Consider the following 13,345-nt stretch of genomic DNA (forward strand, 5'->3'; position numbering starts at 1 on the left):
CCTTGGGGTGCGGCGGGTGGTCAGGACTTGGTCGGCTCGGCGACCTGGGTGTCACCGTCGGCGTCGATCGCGGGGGCGGCGTCGGCACCCGGGGTGGCAGCACCCTCGGCCGGGCCCTCGGCGGGCGCCTCGACCGGCGCGTCGACGACGGACTCGACGGCCTCGGCGGCCGGCTGCTCCTCGGTCGCGGCCTCGGCCGGGGTGGCGGTGACGTCGCCGCTCTGCTCGGGCTCGCCGCCGGCGAGGAGCTCGCGCTCCCACTCGGCCATCGGCTCGGCCGCAGCGCCCTCGGCGCTGGACTCGGAGCCACCGCCGGCGCGGGCCATCAGGCCCTCGGCGACGCCGTCGGCCACCACGCGGGTCAGCAGGGCGACGGAGCGGATCGCGTCGTCGTTGCCGGGGATCTTGTAGTCGACCTCGTCCGGGTCGCAGTTGGTGTCGAGGATCGCGATGACCGGCAGGCCTAGCTTGCGGGCCTCGGTGACGGCGAGGTGCTCCTTCTTGGTGTCGACGACCCAGACGGCCGAGGGCACCTTCTGCATGTCCCGGATGCCGCCCAGCGTCTTGCTCAGCTTGTCGAACTCGCGACGCATCATGAGCAGCTCCTTCTTCGTGTGCATGCTGCCCGCCACGTCGTCGAAGTCGATCTCCTCCAGCTCCTTCATGCGCGTGAGGCGCTTGGAGACGGTCTGGAAGTTGGTGAGCATGCCACCGAGCCAGCGGTGGTTCACGTAGGGCATCCCGACCCGGGTCGCCTGCTCCGCGATGGCCTCCTGGGCCTGCTTCTTGGTGCCGACGAAGAGGATGCTGCCGCCGTGGGCGACGGTCTGCTTGACGAAGTCGTAGGCCTCGTTGAGGTAGGTCAGCGACTGCTGCAGGTCGATGATGTAGATGCCGTTGCGCTCGGTCATGATGAAGCGCTTCATCTTGGGGTTCCACCGACGGGTCTGGTGCCCGAAGTGGACGCCGCTCTCCAGGAGCTGGCGCATGGTGACGACGGCCATGCCGAGGTCTCGCTTTCTTGTCGAGGTGCAGTTGGTCCTGGCCCGGGGACGCTCCCCACCCGTGCAGCAGATGTGGGTATGCCGTGCGGGACCGCGGGGTGCGCCGTCGTCAGTGACCTGGTCCGAGTCGGAGCTCGGGGTGTGTCGACCGCGCCCGGGCGCGAATTCGTGCGGCGTAAGACACACCGCACGTGCCCTCCATCCTACCGGACCAGCGGCGATGCTCCGACCGCTGCCGGCTCGACCTGGGCCCCGCGGTACCCCAGCCCTGCCACCCTGTCTGGCTACCGTCTCTGCGGCCATCGTCTTTCGGGCCCGTCTCTCGGGCCCCCTCTCGTCCCGACTCTCGTCCCGGCTCTCGTTACGGTGGGGCCATGACCTCGGACCGGCTCGTCCAGCGCCTTCGCCCCTTCGGCACGTCGGTCTTCGCCGAGATGACCCAACGGGCCCTGCGGTTCGACGCGGTCAACCTCGGCCAGGGCTTCCCCGACACCGAGGGGCCGCGGGAGATGGTGCAGGTGGCGCACGAGTCGCTCCTGGGCGGTCAGAACCAGTACGCCCCGGCCCGCGGCCTGCCCGTCCTGCGCGAAGCCGTGGCCGCGCACCAGGAGCGGTTCTACGGCATACCCGTGGACCCGGATCGGCAGGTGCTGGTCACCGTCGGCGCGACGGAGGCGATCGCGGCGGCGCTCATCGCGCTGGTCGAGCCGGGCGAGGAGGTGCTGATGGTCGAGCCCTACTACGACTCCTACGCCGCCTGCGTGGGGATGGCCGGCGGGGTCCGCCGGACGGTCCAGCTGCGCTTCCCCGACCTCACGCTGGACGTCGACGCGCTCCGGGCCGCCGTGACCGGGCGGACGCGGGTGCTGCTGCTCAACACCCCGCACAACCCGACGGGCAAGGTCTTCTCCCGTGCCGAGCTGGAGGCGGTGGCCGCCCTCGCGATCGAGCACGACCTCATCGTGATCTCCGACGAGGTCTACGAGCACCTCGTCTTCGACGAGCTCACGCATGTGCCGATCGCGACGCTGCCGGGGATGACCGAGCGCACGCTGACCATCTCCTCGGTCGGCAAGACCTTCTCCTTCACCGGCTGGAAGACGGGCTGGGTCACCGGGCCCGCCGACCTGATCGACGCGGTCGCGGCGGTCAAGCAGTTCCTCACCTTCGTCGGCGTTACCCACCTGCAGCCGGCGGTCGCCCACGGGCTGTCGATGCCGGACGACTTCTTCACCGGCTTCGCCGCCGAGCTGCAGGCGAAGCGCGACCTGGTCGTGACCGCGCTCACCGAGGTCGGGGTGCCGGTCAGCCCGTGCCAGGGCACCTACTTCGTCATCGCCGACTTCGCCGGGCACGGTGTCGAGGACGCGGTCGACTTCTGCCGGCGGATGCCCGAGGAGCTGGGCGTGGTCGGTGTCCCGGTCTCGGTCTTCTGCGACGACCCCGCCCCGGTGGCGTCCCTGGTGCGGTTCGCCTTCTGCAAGCGCGAGGACGTGCTGCGCGAGGCGGCGCGCCGTCTCCACCGGCTGCCCCGTCCCTGACAGGCTGGACGGTATGCCGTCCATCTCCGCCATCTCTCCGCCTGCGCCATCCCTCCGGCCCGGGGCGGTCGCGCGGGTGCGGTCCTGGCTGCTCGACTGGCTGGTGGTGGGTGCCTGGCTGGGTGCCCTCACCGTGCTGGGTCTCATCCTGCGACCGCTGCTCCCCGCGGGCGACCCGGGCGCGACGACGCTGCGCGACCTGCTCACGGCAGACGTGCTCATCACGGTCGCCACGGTGCTGCCGTACCTGCTCTACCTCGTCCTCACCGAGGCCTCCTCGCGGCACGCGACCCTGGGCAAGCGCTGGGCCGGCCTGCGCGTCGCGAGGGTTGACGGGTCCGCACCGACCGTCGGCGCGGTCTGGGTGCGCAACCTGGTCAAGGTCCTGGCCTGGCAGCTGGGCCACATGGGCTTCACCCGGGGCATGTTCGAGATCCAGGTCGGACTCGGCATCGGGTTCGGCATCGTGGGCACCCTGCTGGGTCTGGCCTGCGCCCTGCCCGCGCTGGTCGGTGGCCGCGGCATCCACGACCGGATCGCCGGGACGCGGGTGGAGGGCGGCACAGCTCCCCCGCGCAGGAGCGGCTCGTGACGCCCGCCACCCCGCCCACTCGCGCCACGTCCTCCACGCCGTCCGCCGGTGCCCGGTCTGCCCCCGCCACCCCATCCATCCGTGGCATCCAGCCGGGATGCGCGGCCGTTCTGACCCCCAAGGTCGTCGATGCGTTCGAGCAGCACCTGCGGGTGGAGAAGGGGCGTTCGGACCACACGGTCCGTGCCTACCTCGCCGACCTGCGCGACCTGGACGCCCACCTGATCACGCAGGGGCTGACCGATCTCGACGAGGTACGCCTGGCCGACCTGCGCTCCTGGCTGGGCAGGTTGGGAGCCGATGGCGCGGCGCGGTCCACGGTCTCCCGGCGCGCCGCGGCGGCCAAGACCTTCTTCCGCTGGGCCCACCGTGACGGCCGGGTCGGCCAGGACCCCTCGCTGCGGCTCCTCGCGCCGGGCAGGGACAAGCACCTGCCTGCCGTGCTACGAGCACCTCAGGCCGGGGAGCTGATGGACCTGGCCGGTGTCGCCGCGGACGACGACGACCCGGTGCACCAGCGCAACCGGGCCATGCTGGAGCTGCTCTACGCCTCGGGCATGCGGGTCGGCGAGCTGACCGGTCTCGACGTGGACGACGTCGACCTGCAGGCCGGCACTGCCAGGGTGCTGGGCAAGGGGGCCAAGGAGCGGATCGTGCCGTTCGGCGCCCCGGCCGCCGATGCACTGCAGGTGTGGCTGGCCGCGGGGCGGCCCCGGCTGGCGACCGACGCCTCCGGTCCAGCGCTCTTCCTGGGTCGCCGCGGGCGTCGGGTGGACCAGCGGCAGGTCCGTTCGTCGCTGCAGGAGCTGCTGCGCCACCTGCCCGACACCCCGGCCATGGGTCCGCACGGACTGCGGCACAGCGCCGCCACCCACCTGCTCGAGGGCGGCGCCGACCTGCGCACGGTCCAGGAGCTGCTGGGGCACGCCAGCCTGGCCACGACACAGATCTATACCCACGTCTCGGTCGACCGACTGCGGGCCGCGTACCAGCAGGCCCACCCCCGCGCCTGACGCACAGGGCTCAGCACGGCGCCTGTCCCGCCCGAGCCCACCAGTCCCCCAGCACGGTCACCCGTCTCATCGGTGCCTGCGACACCCGTCTCATCGGTGCCTGCGACATCCCTCTGACCGGTGCCGCCGATCCGCCCCCGTGTCACGGTGCCACCGGGAGCAGGGCGAGCTCCGCACCGAGCAGCAGGAGCAGGGGATCGACGTAGGCGTCCCGTCCTCGCACGGCTCCCAGGTGCAGGCAGTCCTCGGACACGCAGTGGCTGCCGGTGGCACCCAGCACACCGAGGCGCTGCCCCCGCCCGACCCGGTCGTCCCGAGGCTCCCGCTCCTCCACCGGTTGGTAGGTGCTGCGCAGCCCGCTCTCGTGGGTCACGCTGACCATTCCCACCCCGGCGATCGTGCCGCTGAAGGTGATGACCCCCGCGTCGACGGCCAGCACCTGCTCGCCCGCGACCCCGACCAGGTCGAGACCGCGATGGCCGGGGAGCCAGCGCTGCTCCGGCAGGTCGAAGGCCCGGGCGACGGGCGGGACGCCGACCAGGGGCCAGTCCCACGGCGCGGTCCGGGTGCGGTCCGGCGCGACCTCGGATGATCCTCGCCCGGCTGGCTCGCGCACCCCCAGCACCTGCGAGACCACCAGGCCCGTCGATGACGGCCGACGCTGCGCGGCTGCGGCCACCCTGTCGGTGACCGCGCCCTCGTCTTCGACGGCGACCATCCCGCGGTCTGCGGCGCCCATCACGGCATCGACCGGCCCCAGCACGTCACCCACCAGGGCCGCGGCGCCGGGCAGCGACGTCGTGCCCGGCAGCAGGGCCTGCACCACCACCACCGCCATGAACATCAGCAGAGCCGTCGGCCGAGACCGACCGCGCGTGCTCATCGCGGCGACCTGCGACGCCAGCCGTCGAGCAGATGCTCAGCCAGGCCAAGCTCCTCCAGGTCCCCCAGCGCGGTCAGGACCTCCGCCATCGACAGACCGGACCGGACCATGACCTCGTCGACCGACGACGACCTGCGTGGACGCAGCCACTGCCAGACACGCCGCAGCCCGTCGTCGAGGCCGTCCTCCTCCCGGACCGCACCCTGCTTGACCGGTGCCAGGTCCAGACCGATCCGGCCCACCAGCTCGATCACCTCTGCGGCATCGGTCACCAGGGTGGCTCCCATCCGGATCTCGGCGTGACACCCCGCGGACATGGCGCTCTCCACCGGGCCGGGCACGGCCATGAGGTGCCGCCCGAGGTCACGGGCGTTCTTGGCGGTGGAGCGAGCGCCGGAGCGGAGACCGGCCTCGACGACGAGGGTGCCGGTCGCGAGCGCCGCGATGACCCGGTTGCGGGCCAGGAAGCGCATCCGGGCCGGGGCCCCACCCGGTGGCGTCTCGCTGACCAGTGCGCCCACCTGCCCGATCCGGGCGATGAGGTCGGCGTTGGTGCGGGGGTAGGGCACGTCCACTCCCCCGGCGAGCACGGCCAGGGTCGTCCCGCCCACAGCCAGGGCGGCCCGGTGGGCCGCGGCGTCGATGCCGTAGGCGGCACCGGAGACGATGGCGAAACCCCGCTCGGCGAGGTCCATGCACAGTCGCGTCGCCTGGTGCTCGCCGTAGGCGGTGCTGGCCCGGGCCCCGACCACTGCGACGCTGCGCTGCGGCACCTCGTCCAGGCGCACCGGTCCGCGCACCCACAGGCACCAGGGCGCCCACGGCAGCTCGTCCAGCGCGGCGGGCCACTCCTCATCTCCCGGGACCAGCACGCGCAGCCCCAGCGCGCGGGCGATGTGGTCGTCGTCTGCGGCGAGCGCACGCTCCCGCCGCCCCAGCAGCCGCCCCAGACCGGTGCCGTCCGGAGTGTGTCCGTCGCGCAGTGCGTAGCCGACCAGGTCGAGGACGCCATACTCCGCTACCAGCCCCTGGACGAACTCGTCGTAGGGCTCCCCCAGGCGCGAGAGCAGCAACCGCGCAGCGCGCTCGTCCAGCCCCGGCGCGCACGTCCCCGCGCTCCAGCCGCTCATGCGACCTTCGCCTCCGCCGGGGTGCGCAGGTCGAGGGCCAGCTGCACCTGCGCGCGGCGCGGCCGGTCCAGGGCCTGGAGGTCGGCGATCGTCCACGCGACCCGCAGAGCCCGGTCCATCCCGCGCAGGGTGAGGGTGCCGCGGTCCATGGCCCGGTCCAGCGGCTGGCGGTCGGCCGCCGGCAGCTGCCAGGGACCGCGACGGAGCACCGCCCCGGGGACCTGGCTGTTGAGCAGGTACGGCGTGCCGGTCCAGCGCTCACGCTGGCGCTCCCTGGCCTCCAGCACCCTGGTCGCGACCACCTCGCTGGGCTCGCCGCGGGGCAGGGTCAGGTCGGCCCTGGTGACGGCGCTGACCGACAGCTTCAGGTCGACCCGGTCCAGCAGGGGCCCGGAGAGCCGGGACAGATAGCCGCGGCGCCGGAACGGCGGGCACACGCACCGGGCGCCCGGGCTCCCGCACGGGCAGGGGTTGGCGGCCAGGATGAGCTGGAAGCGGGCAGGCAGGCGCACGTGCCGGTCGGCGCGGGCGATGACCACCTCTCCCGACTCCAGCGGCTGCCTCAGGGCGTCGAGGACGTCGCGGCGGAACTCCGGCGCCTCGTCGAGGAAGAGCACCCCGTGGTGCGCCCGCGAGACCGCGCCGGGGTGGATGGCCCGGGATCCCCCACCGATGACCGCCGCGGTCGACGCGCTGTGGTGCGGCGCCACGAACGGGGGGTGCGTGACGAGCTCTCCGCCGCCTGGGAGCACTCCCAGGACCGAGTGGATCGCGGTGACCGCGAGCGCCTGCTCCTCGGTCAGGGGAGGCAGGATCCCGGGCAGCCGCTCGGCCAGCATGGTCTTGCCCGCCCCGGGTGGGCCGACCAGCAGCAGGTGGTGGCCACCAGCGGCGCAGATCTCCAGCGCCGCCCTGGCCGTCGCCTGCCCGACCACGTCGGAGAGGTCGAGCCGGCGCACGGTGCGGGCAGGCACCTCAGGCGGCGGTGGCAGCAGGTAGGTGACCCCAGCGGCCCTGGCCTTGTAGAACTCCTGCACCTCACCCAGGTGACGGACCGGGTGCACGGTCACCCCCGCGACGAGCGCCGCCTCCCGAGCGGCGTCGGCCGCGACCAGCACCTCGCGCACGCCGTCCGCCGCTGCGGCCACCACCATCGGCAGCACGCCCGGGACGGTGCGCACCTCCCCCGCCAGCCCGATCTCGCCGATGTGCGCCGGGCCGCGGACCGCGGCGGCCGGCACGTGGTCCTGGGCGGCCATCATCGCCACCGCGATGCCGAGGTCCAGGCCGGACCCGGTCTTCGGCACCCCGGCCGGCGAGAGGTTGATGGTCCACCGGGCCGGCGGGATCGGCATGCCGCAGTTGGCCAATGCCGGGCGGACCCGGTCGGGCGCCTGCTTGCACGCCTTGTCGGCCAGACCGGTCATGACCGTGGCCGGCAGTCCGTCGGCGCCCTGCGCCTCCACCGTCACGAGGTGCCCCTCGACGCCGGTGAGCGTGACGGCGTGCGTCCTGGCCAGCCCCATCAGGCCACACCCTGCAGGTGCTGGATCTGCGCCGGCGCGCCGGCGGGGCAGAGCACGCCGACGACATCGATCCGGAAGGCTTCGCCCCTGCGTCCGTGCTCGGCGAGCCACGCCCACGCCAGTCGGCGCAAGCGGCGCGCCTTCTGCTCGTCCACCGCCTCGAGCGGGCTGCCGAACCGGGTCGACCTACGGGTCTTGACCTCGCAGAAGACCAGCAGCCCATCTTCGTCGGCGACCACGTCCAGCTCACCCTGGGGGCACCGCCAGTTGCGCGCCACCACCTGCCAGCCCAGGCCCTGCAGGTGCGCGCAGGCCAGCTCCTCCCCGTGGTCGCCCACCGCCCTGGCTCGCGCCCACGGCATCCCCGGTCCGCCCATGTCCCCTCCTCGCCTCACGCCGCGCCTGCGGCTGCACCCCCATGGCAGCCTGCCGACCCCGCCCGGGCAAGCGGCGGCACGGCGACTGTGGACATCCCGGCGCTCGGCGGGAGGATGTGGACGGCCCGCTGTCAGCGCCCCTCGCTGACGGGAGGGCTCACCGGTCCAGGCACTCCCAGGTGCCGTTCAGCCGTGCGGCGTGGTTCTCATGAATCTTTCATCTGCAGGTGCCATAGTGGTACTCGGCGACTCGTCACGGGTGTCGCCCGGGGTGGGGCCCCCTGTACCCACCCCCCACCGCGAGAAGGATCTCCTTCTTGCGAAGGGCGCCTCCGGCCACCCCCCTGCGGCCGGAGGCGCCGTCCTTCGTCCGCGGCCTCCTGCGGCTCACTTGCCGAAGGGGCTCCCGCCGTCCGGGATCTGCAGGTCGCTCTTGGCCAGCTCCTCGACGTTGACGTCCTTGAAGGTGATGACCCGGGCCTTCTTGATGAACCGCGCGGGGCGGTACACGTCCCAGACCCAGGCGTCGGCCATCGTCACCTCGAACCACGTCTCGCCGCCCCCGGTCCGCACCTGGACGTCGACCTCGTTGGCCAGGTAGAAGCGCCGCTCGGTCTCGACCACGTGGCTGAACAGACCGACGACGTCGCGGTACTCCCGGTAGAGCGCCAGCTCCATGTCGGTCTCGTAGCGCTCCAGGTCCTCGGCGCTCATCCTGCGCTCCCTTCGTCATCGATGTGCGGCGGTCCCGTCAGCCGCCAGCTGCGCCGGTGCCAGTCGCTGGGGCCCAGCTCGCGCAACGCGTCCAGGTGCTCCGCCGCGGCATACCCCTTGTTCTGCTCCCACCGATAGGGGGTATGCCGTTCCTCTCCGGCAGCCTGCACCATGAGCGTGTCGCGGGCGACCTTGGCCAGCACCGAGGCTGCGGCGACCGAGGAGCAACGCAGGTCGGCCTTGATCATGGTCCGCACGGGCGGGAGAGGGGGTGTCTCGTCCACGAGCCCGAGCAGCCCGACCCGGTGCGGGTCGGTGAGCCAGTCGTGGTTGCCGTCGAGCAGCACCAGGTCGGGCATGATCCCCTCCAGCTGGGCCAGGGCACGCTCCCCCGCCAGGCGCAGCGCGGCCATGATGCCGATCGCGTCGATCTCCTCGGGCCAGGCGTGCCCCACGCCGTGGCCCAGGCACCAGCGGTGGATCCGTGGCACGAGCCGCTCCCTGGCCGCGGGCGTGAGCAGCTTGGAGTCCTTGACCCCCTGCGGCGCACTGCGGCACTCGGCGTCGATGGCCACCACGCCGACCGACACCGGCCCGGCCAGCGCCCCCCGACCGACCTCGTCCATGCCCACGAGCACGGCATACCCCTCGCGCTGCAGCGTCCGCTCGACCCGCAGGCTGGGCCGGCGGGGGCCGTCGGCGCGGCGTGGCGCCGGGGTGCGGGTGGCACTTGCGGTGCGGCTGGTGGTGGTCACGGTGTCGTGGTCTCCGGGACGCTGGCGTAGGTGTCGGGCGTGCTGAACCAGGTGAAGTTGCTGAACGGGTAGATGAGCACGAACGCCTTGCCCACGATGTTGTCCGTGGGCACCGAGCCCTCGCTGCCGGTGCCGTCGTCGTTGGCCCGGGAGTCGCGCGAGTTCGAGCGGTGGTCGCCGAGCAGCCACACGTGGTCCTCCGGCACGGTGATCTCGAAGGGCACCGTGCTGGGGGCGTCCCCGGGGTAGAGGTAGTCGCTCTCGTCCAGCGGCTGCCCGTTGACGCTGAGGCGGTCCTCGTCGTCGCAGCACACCACGGTGTCACCCGGCATCCCGACGATCCGCTTGATCAGGTGGTTGCCCTGCGAGGACGGCACGATGCCGACGAACTCCAGCCCGGAGAAGACGGCGTCCATCAGCGGTCCCCGGTCCGGACGCTGCACGGCGGGCAGCCAGCCGCCCGGGTCCTCGAAGACGACGATGTCGCCGCGCTCGACCGACATGGGGCCGGCCTGGATCTTGCTCACCATGACCCGGTCGCCGTAGACCAGCGTGTCCTCCATGCTGCCGGAGGGGATCCAGAAGGCCTGCATGACGAAGGTCTTGATGAGGAAGGAGATCAGCAGCGCGGTCACCGCGATCACGGCCAGCTCACGCAGACCGTGCCAGAAGCCGCCCCCACGACGCCGCTCTCGCCGCGTCGCCGGCTCCTCCCCGGCGTGCGCACCCTCGTCGGGCACCTCGCCGCCGCCGGTGGGGTCCTCGCGGGTCCGGTCGCTCACCTGCTGCCGTCCTTGCTCGTGCGTTGTGGAGCTCGTTCGATGGGCCTGCGATGCGGGCCGGCCCGGTCGGGGCTGCTCCGATCGGGTCGGTCTGGCCCTGCCAGACCCTAACCCGGCCGGCTGGACAGACGCCGATCCCCCGCCGGAGGTCCCGGGCGGGGGATCGGTCCGCGTGCTGCGCGCATGTCGTGCGCGCGCTCGTGCGGGTATGCCGTGCGCGTGCGTCGTGCAGGTCCGCTCAGGCGTCCTGCGGGGTGCCCTCGGTGGCCGCTGCGGCGGGAGCGGACTTCGCGGCGGAAGCAGCCTTGGCCGAGGGGGTGCTGTCGCGACGCTCGCGGATCTTGGCGGCCTTGCCGCGCAGGTCGCGCAGGTAGTACAGCTTGGCGCGCCGGACGACACCGCGGGAGACGACCTCGATCTTCTCCACGTTCGGGGAGTGCAGCGGGAAGGTGCGCTCCACGCCGACGCCGAAGGAGACCTTGCGGACGGTGTAGGTCTCGCCGATCCCGCCTCCGTGGCGGCGGATGACGACACCCTTGAAGATCTGGATACGCGAGCGGGTGCCCTCGATGACCTTCACGTGGACGTCGACGGTGTCACCCGCACGGAAGTCCGGGATGTCGGTCCGCAGGCTGGCTGCGTCGAGCTCGTCGAGCTTGTGCATGATGCTTCTCCTACCGGTGGTGCCACAGGTCACCCTCGGCGCTTCGGTGCAGGCGGCAGGGCTGTCGGCTGCACGGTCGTCGTGGGGTTCGGTCCCCGGTGTCAACCCCTCGCGCGCTCCCCCTGTGGCAGGGGCGCGAGCCCTGGTCGATCAGCCGGGACGCAAGGGTCGATTCTGCCAGACCGAACCACCACGGACAAACGCGGCACGGTGCGCAGTCGGCCCGGGAGCAGGGTCAGCCCGCCCGGGGGAACACCGGGAGCAGGGGTGGTGGTGGCCGGTAGCTCTCCGGCGGCGGGTGCAGCTGTCGCGGGCGTTCTCGGGACAGGTTGCACCGGGCGCACAGGCCCCGGCCGTTGCGCTCGCTGGTGCTGCCCTGGTCGGCGAACCGTTGGATGTGGTCCACGTGCCGGACCGGGGCTCCGCACCAGGCGCTCCGGCAGGTCTGGTCCCCGCGATGACCAGGTCGCGCAGCGCCCCGGTGAAGAGCCGCTTGCGGCTGTCGCGCGAGAGGAGCCGTCCCGTGGCCGCGGCACCCGCCCGGGCGTCATCAACGTGCTCACCCTGCGTCGATGCGCCTCGCGCCACTCCACACACCCCCTCCGGCGCGTCTCCGTCCAGTTCTTTACTGGACCGTCCCCTGCCCTCAATCCCGTACGCACATACGAGAGGAGCGGACCGACATACTCGATCATGTGTCCACAACGTGTCACGTTAGGCTCCCCGCGTGCTTACCCTCACCGTGCTCGCGGCTCCTGACCGGGCGGACCTGACAGCGGCCGCGGTTCACGAGCTGGGCCGGCAGTGGACGCTCGGCGAGGACCGCTGGCTGGCCCCCGGGGTGGCCTACGAGGCGGACCTGCACGGCATGCCGGAGGATCGGTGGGAGGTCTGGGAGCACTGGCAGGACCGCGGGTTCGACCTCGTCATCCAACCCGCTGAGGGTCGGCGCAAGCGGGTCCTCCTCGCGGACATGGACTCGACGATGATCGAGCAGGAGTGCATCGACGAGCTGGCCGCGCACGCCGGCGTGGGCGACCACGTCGCCGAGATCACGGCGCGGGCCATGAACGGCGAGCTCGACTTCGCCGCGGCGCTGCGGGCCCGGGTCGCGCTCCTCGCGGGCCTGCCGACATCGGTGGTCGACACGGTGCTGACCGAGCGGGTGACGCTCACGCCCGGCGGCCCCGAGCTGATCGCCACCATGCGGGAGCACGGGGCCCACACTGCGCTCGTCTCCGGGGGCTTCACCCACTTCACCTCCCCGGTCGCCACGCGGCTGGGCTTCGACGAGCACCGCGCCAACACCCTGGCCGTGGAGGACGAGCACTTCACCGGCACCGTCCTCGAGCCGGTCTTCGGCAGCGCGGCGAAGGTGGCCGCGCTGCGGGAGATCACCGCCGGGCTGGGGCTGACCCCCCTGGGCGCCATCGCGGTGGGTGACGGCGCCAACGATCTCGACATGCTCACCCTGGCCGGCACCGGCGTTGCGCTGCACGCCAAGCCGGCGGTCGCTGCGCGGTCCGAGGTGCGGGTCAACCACGGTGACCTCACCGCGGTGCTCTACCTGCAGGGGTATGCGGCGCAGGAGTTCGTGCACCCCTGACCCGGGAGCCTCCGCTCACCGGACGAATTCTGCGGTCAGCGGTCCTGGCCGAGGCGCTCCATGAGGTCCGGACGCCTGGCGGCGGTGCGCTCCAGCCGCTGCTCGTGCCGCCAGGCGGCGACCTTGCCGTGGTCGCCGGAGAGCAGGACGGGTGGCACCTCGCGGCCGCGCCAGAGCGCGGGCTTGGTGTAGACCGGGTACTCGAGCAGGCCGTCCTCGTGGGACTCCTCCACCAGCGACTCGGCGTTGCCGACCACGCCGGGCACCAGGCGCCCGATCGCCTCCGTCATCGCCAGGACGGCGACCTCACCGCCGTTGAGGACGTAGTCGCCGAGGGAGAGCACGCTGACAGGCAGCCGATCGGCATACTCCTCGTAGACCCGCTCGTCGATCCCCTCGTAGCGCCCGCAGGCGAAGACCAACCAGTCTTTTTGGGCCAGTTCCCGCGCCCGGGCCTGCGTGAACGGTGTGCCGCCGGGCCCCGGGAGGATCAGGTGCGGGCTCGCGCCGTCCGCGCCCGAGCCCAGGACGTCGTCCAGCGCCTCGCCCCACGGCTCCGGACGCATCACCATCCCGGCGCCGCCCCCGTAGGGGGTGTCGTCGACGGTGCGGTGACGGTCGTGGGTCCACTCCCGCAGGTCGTGCACCCGCACGTCGAGCAGTCCGCGTTCGCGGGCACGCCCCAGCAGGGACAGCTCCAGCGGCGCCAGGTAGTCCGGGAAGATCGTGATGACGTCGATGCGGAGACCGGCCACGTG

The 13,345-nt window shown here is 72.7% G+C and carries 14 protein-coding genes and 1 pseudogene; 4 read left to right on the plus strand and 11 right to left on the minus strand.

What is annotated here, in order from left to right; genetic code table 11:
• Positions 1-20 precede the first annotated feature (20 nt).
• Positions 21-1,004, minus strand: coding sequence for a 30S ribosomal protein S2 (gene rpsB / locus ESZ52_RS12310; RefSeq protein WP_131105184.1), 984 nt, complete (start codon positions 1,002-1,004; stop codon positions 21-23).
• 374 nt (positions 1,005-1,378) lie between these two features.
• Between rpsB and ESZ52_RS12315 the strand changes: the two genes are divergently transcribed.
• The 3 genes from ESZ52_RS12315 (at position 1,379) to ESZ52_RS12325 (ending at position 4,150) form a co-directional block, all read left to right on the plus strand.
• Complete coding sequence (locus tag ESZ52_RS12315) at positions 1,379-2,545, plus strand: pyridoxal phosphate-dependent aminotransferase (protein WP_131105185.1); 1,167 nt, start codon at positions 1,379-1,381, stop codon at positions 2,543-2,545.
• A gap of 13 nt (positions 2,546-2,558) precedes the next feature.
• On the plus strand, positions 2,559-3,137 hold the full coding sequence (locus tag ESZ52_RS12320) for an RDD family protein (RefSeq protein ID WP_131105186.1): 579 nt from the start codon (positions 2,559-2,561) through the stop codon (positions 3,135-3,137).
• An 86-nt stretch (positions 3,138-3,223) separates the two neighbouring features.
• Positions 3,224-4,150 (plus strand): tyrosine recombinase XerC, encoded by a 927-nt coding sequence (locus tag ESZ52_RS12325; RefSeq protein ID WP_238154552.1) that lies wholly within the window; start codon positions 3,224-3,226, stop codon positions 4,148-4,150.
• Between the two features lie 142 nt (positions 4,151-4,292).
• Here ESZ52_RS12325 and ESZ52_RS12330 read toward each other — a convergent pair whose 3' ends face one another.
• The 9 genes and pseudogenes from ESZ52_RS12330 to ESZ52_RS12370 all read right to left on the minus strand — a co-directional run.
• Positions 4,293-5,033, minus strand: a complete 741-nt coding sequence (locus ESZ52_RS12330; protein ID WP_238154530.1) for a M23 family metallopeptidase — start codon at positions 5,031-5,033, stop codon at positions 4,293-4,295.
• Positions 5,030-6,163, minus strand: a complete 1,134-nt coding sequence (gene dprA / locus ESZ52_RS12335; protein ID WP_131105187.1) for a DNA-processing protein DprA — start codon at positions 6,161-6,163, stop codon at positions 5,030-5,032. The genes ESZ52_RS12330 and dprA overlap by 4 nt, the downstream gene beginning before the upstream one ends.
• Positions 6,160-7,689, minus strand: a complete 1,530-nt coding sequence (locus tag ESZ52_RS12340; RefSeq protein WP_131105188.1) for a YifB family Mg chelatase-like AAA ATPase — start codon at positions 7,687-7,689, stop codon at positions 6,160-6,162. The genes dprA and ESZ52_RS12340 overlap by 4 nt, the downstream gene beginning before the upstream one ends.
• Positions 7,689-8,066 (minus strand): YraN family protein, encoded by a 378-nt coding sequence (locus tag ESZ52_RS12345; protein WP_131105189.1) that lies wholly within the window; start codon positions 8,064-8,066, stop codon positions 7,689-7,691. Before ESZ52_RS12345 ends, ESZ52_RS12340 begins: the two co-directional genes overlap by 1 nt.
• Positions 8,067-8,453: 387 nt before the next feature.
• The gene (locus ESZ52_RS12350) at positions 8,454-8,780 is read right to left on the minus strand and encodes a DUF2469 domain-containing protein (RefSeq protein WP_131105190.1); all 327 of its coding nucleotides are present in this window, start codon (positions 8,778-8,780) and stop codon (positions 8,454-8,456) included.
• On the minus strand, positions 8,777-9,535 hold the full coding sequence (locus tag ESZ52_RS12355) for a ribonuclease HII (protein WP_202865335.1): 759 nt from the start codon (positions 9,533-9,535) through the stop codon (positions 8,777-8,779). Before ESZ52_RS12355 ends, ESZ52_RS12350 begins: the two co-directional genes overlap by 4 nt.
• Positions 9,532-10,317, minus strand: a complete 786-nt coding sequence (gene lepB, locus ESZ52_RS12360; protein WP_238154529.1) for a signal peptidase I — start codon at positions 10,315-10,317, stop codon at positions 9,532-9,534. Before lepB ends, ESZ52_RS12355 begins: the two co-directional genes overlap by 4 nt.
• A gap of 238 nt (positions 10,318-10,555) precedes the next feature.
• On the minus strand, positions 10,556-10,981 hold the full coding sequence (rplS, locus tag ESZ52_RS12365) for a 50S ribosomal protein L19 (RefSeq protein ID WP_131105191.1): 426 nt from the start codon (positions 10,979-10,981) through the stop codon (positions 10,556-10,558).
• A 235-nt stretch (positions 10,982-11,216) separates the two neighbouring features.
• Positions 11,217-11,396: pseudogene (locus tag ESZ52_RS12370) on the minus strand (HNH endonuclease); the annotation flags it as partial.
• A 312-nt stretch (positions 11,397-11,708) separates the two neighbouring features.
• Here ESZ52_RS12370 and serB point away from each other — a divergent pair.
• A complete protein-coding gene (gene serB, locus ESZ52_RS12375; RefSeq protein ID WP_131105193.1) occupies positions 11,709-12,587 on the plus strand; it encodes a phosphoserine phosphatase SerB in 879 nt (292 codons plus the stop codon).
• 35 nt (positions 12,588-12,622) lie between these two features.
• Here serB and trmD read toward each other — a convergent pair whose 3' ends face one another.
• Positions 12,623-13,342 (minus strand): tRNA (guanosine(37)-N1)-methyltransferase TrmD, encoded by a 720-nt coding sequence (trmD, locus tag ESZ52_RS12380; protein ID WP_131105194.1) that lies wholly within the window; start codon positions 13,340-13,342, stop codon positions 12,623-12,625.
• Positions 13,343-13,345 lie beyond the last annotated feature (3 nt).

It is taken from the genome of Ornithinimicrobium sufpigmenti, assembly GCF_004322775.1.
Classification (GTDB): Bacteria; Actinomycetota; Actinomycetes; order Actinomycetales; family Dermatophilaceae; genus Ornithinicoccus; species Ornithinicoccus sufpigmenti.

Bases quoted from the DNA above. Each gene is read 5' to 3' on its own strand.
- rpsB (WP_131105184.1), bottom strand. From the start codon at position 1,004: ATGGCCGTCGTCACCATGCGCCAGCTCCTGGAGAGCGGCGTCCACTTC.
- ESZ52_RS12315 (WP_131105185.1), top strand. From the start codon at position 1,379: ATGACCTCGGACCGGCTCGTCCAGCGCCTTCGCCCCTTCGGCACGTCG.
- ESZ52_RS12320 (WP_131105186.1), top strand. From the start codon at position 2,559: ATGCCGTCCATCTCCGCCATCTCTCCGCCTGCGCCATCCCTCCGGCCC.
- ESZ52_RS12330 (WP_238154530.1), bottom strand. From the start codon at position 5,033: ATGAGCACGCGCGGTCGGTCTCGGCCGACGGCTCTGCTGATGTTCATG.
- dprA (WP_131105187.1), bottom strand. From the start codon at position 6,163: ATGAGCGGCTGGAGCGCGGGGACGTGCGCGCCGGGGCTGGACGAGCGC.
- ESZ52_RS12340 (WP_131105188.1), bottom strand. From the start codon at position 7,689: ATGGGGCTGGCCAGGACGCACGCCGTCACGCTCACCGGCGTCGAGGGG.
- ESZ52_RS12345 (WP_131105189.1), bottom strand. From the start codon at position 8,066: ATGGGCGGACCGGGGATGCCGTGGGCGCGAGCCAGGGCGGTGGGCGAC.
- ESZ52_RS12350 (WP_131105190.1), bottom strand. From the start codon at position 8,780: ATGAGCGCCGAGGACCTGGAGCGCTACGAGACCGACATGGAGCTGGCG.
- rplS (WP_131105191.1), bottom strand. From the start codon at position 10,981: ATGCACAAGCTCGACGAGCTCGACGCAGCCAGCCTGCGGACCGACATC.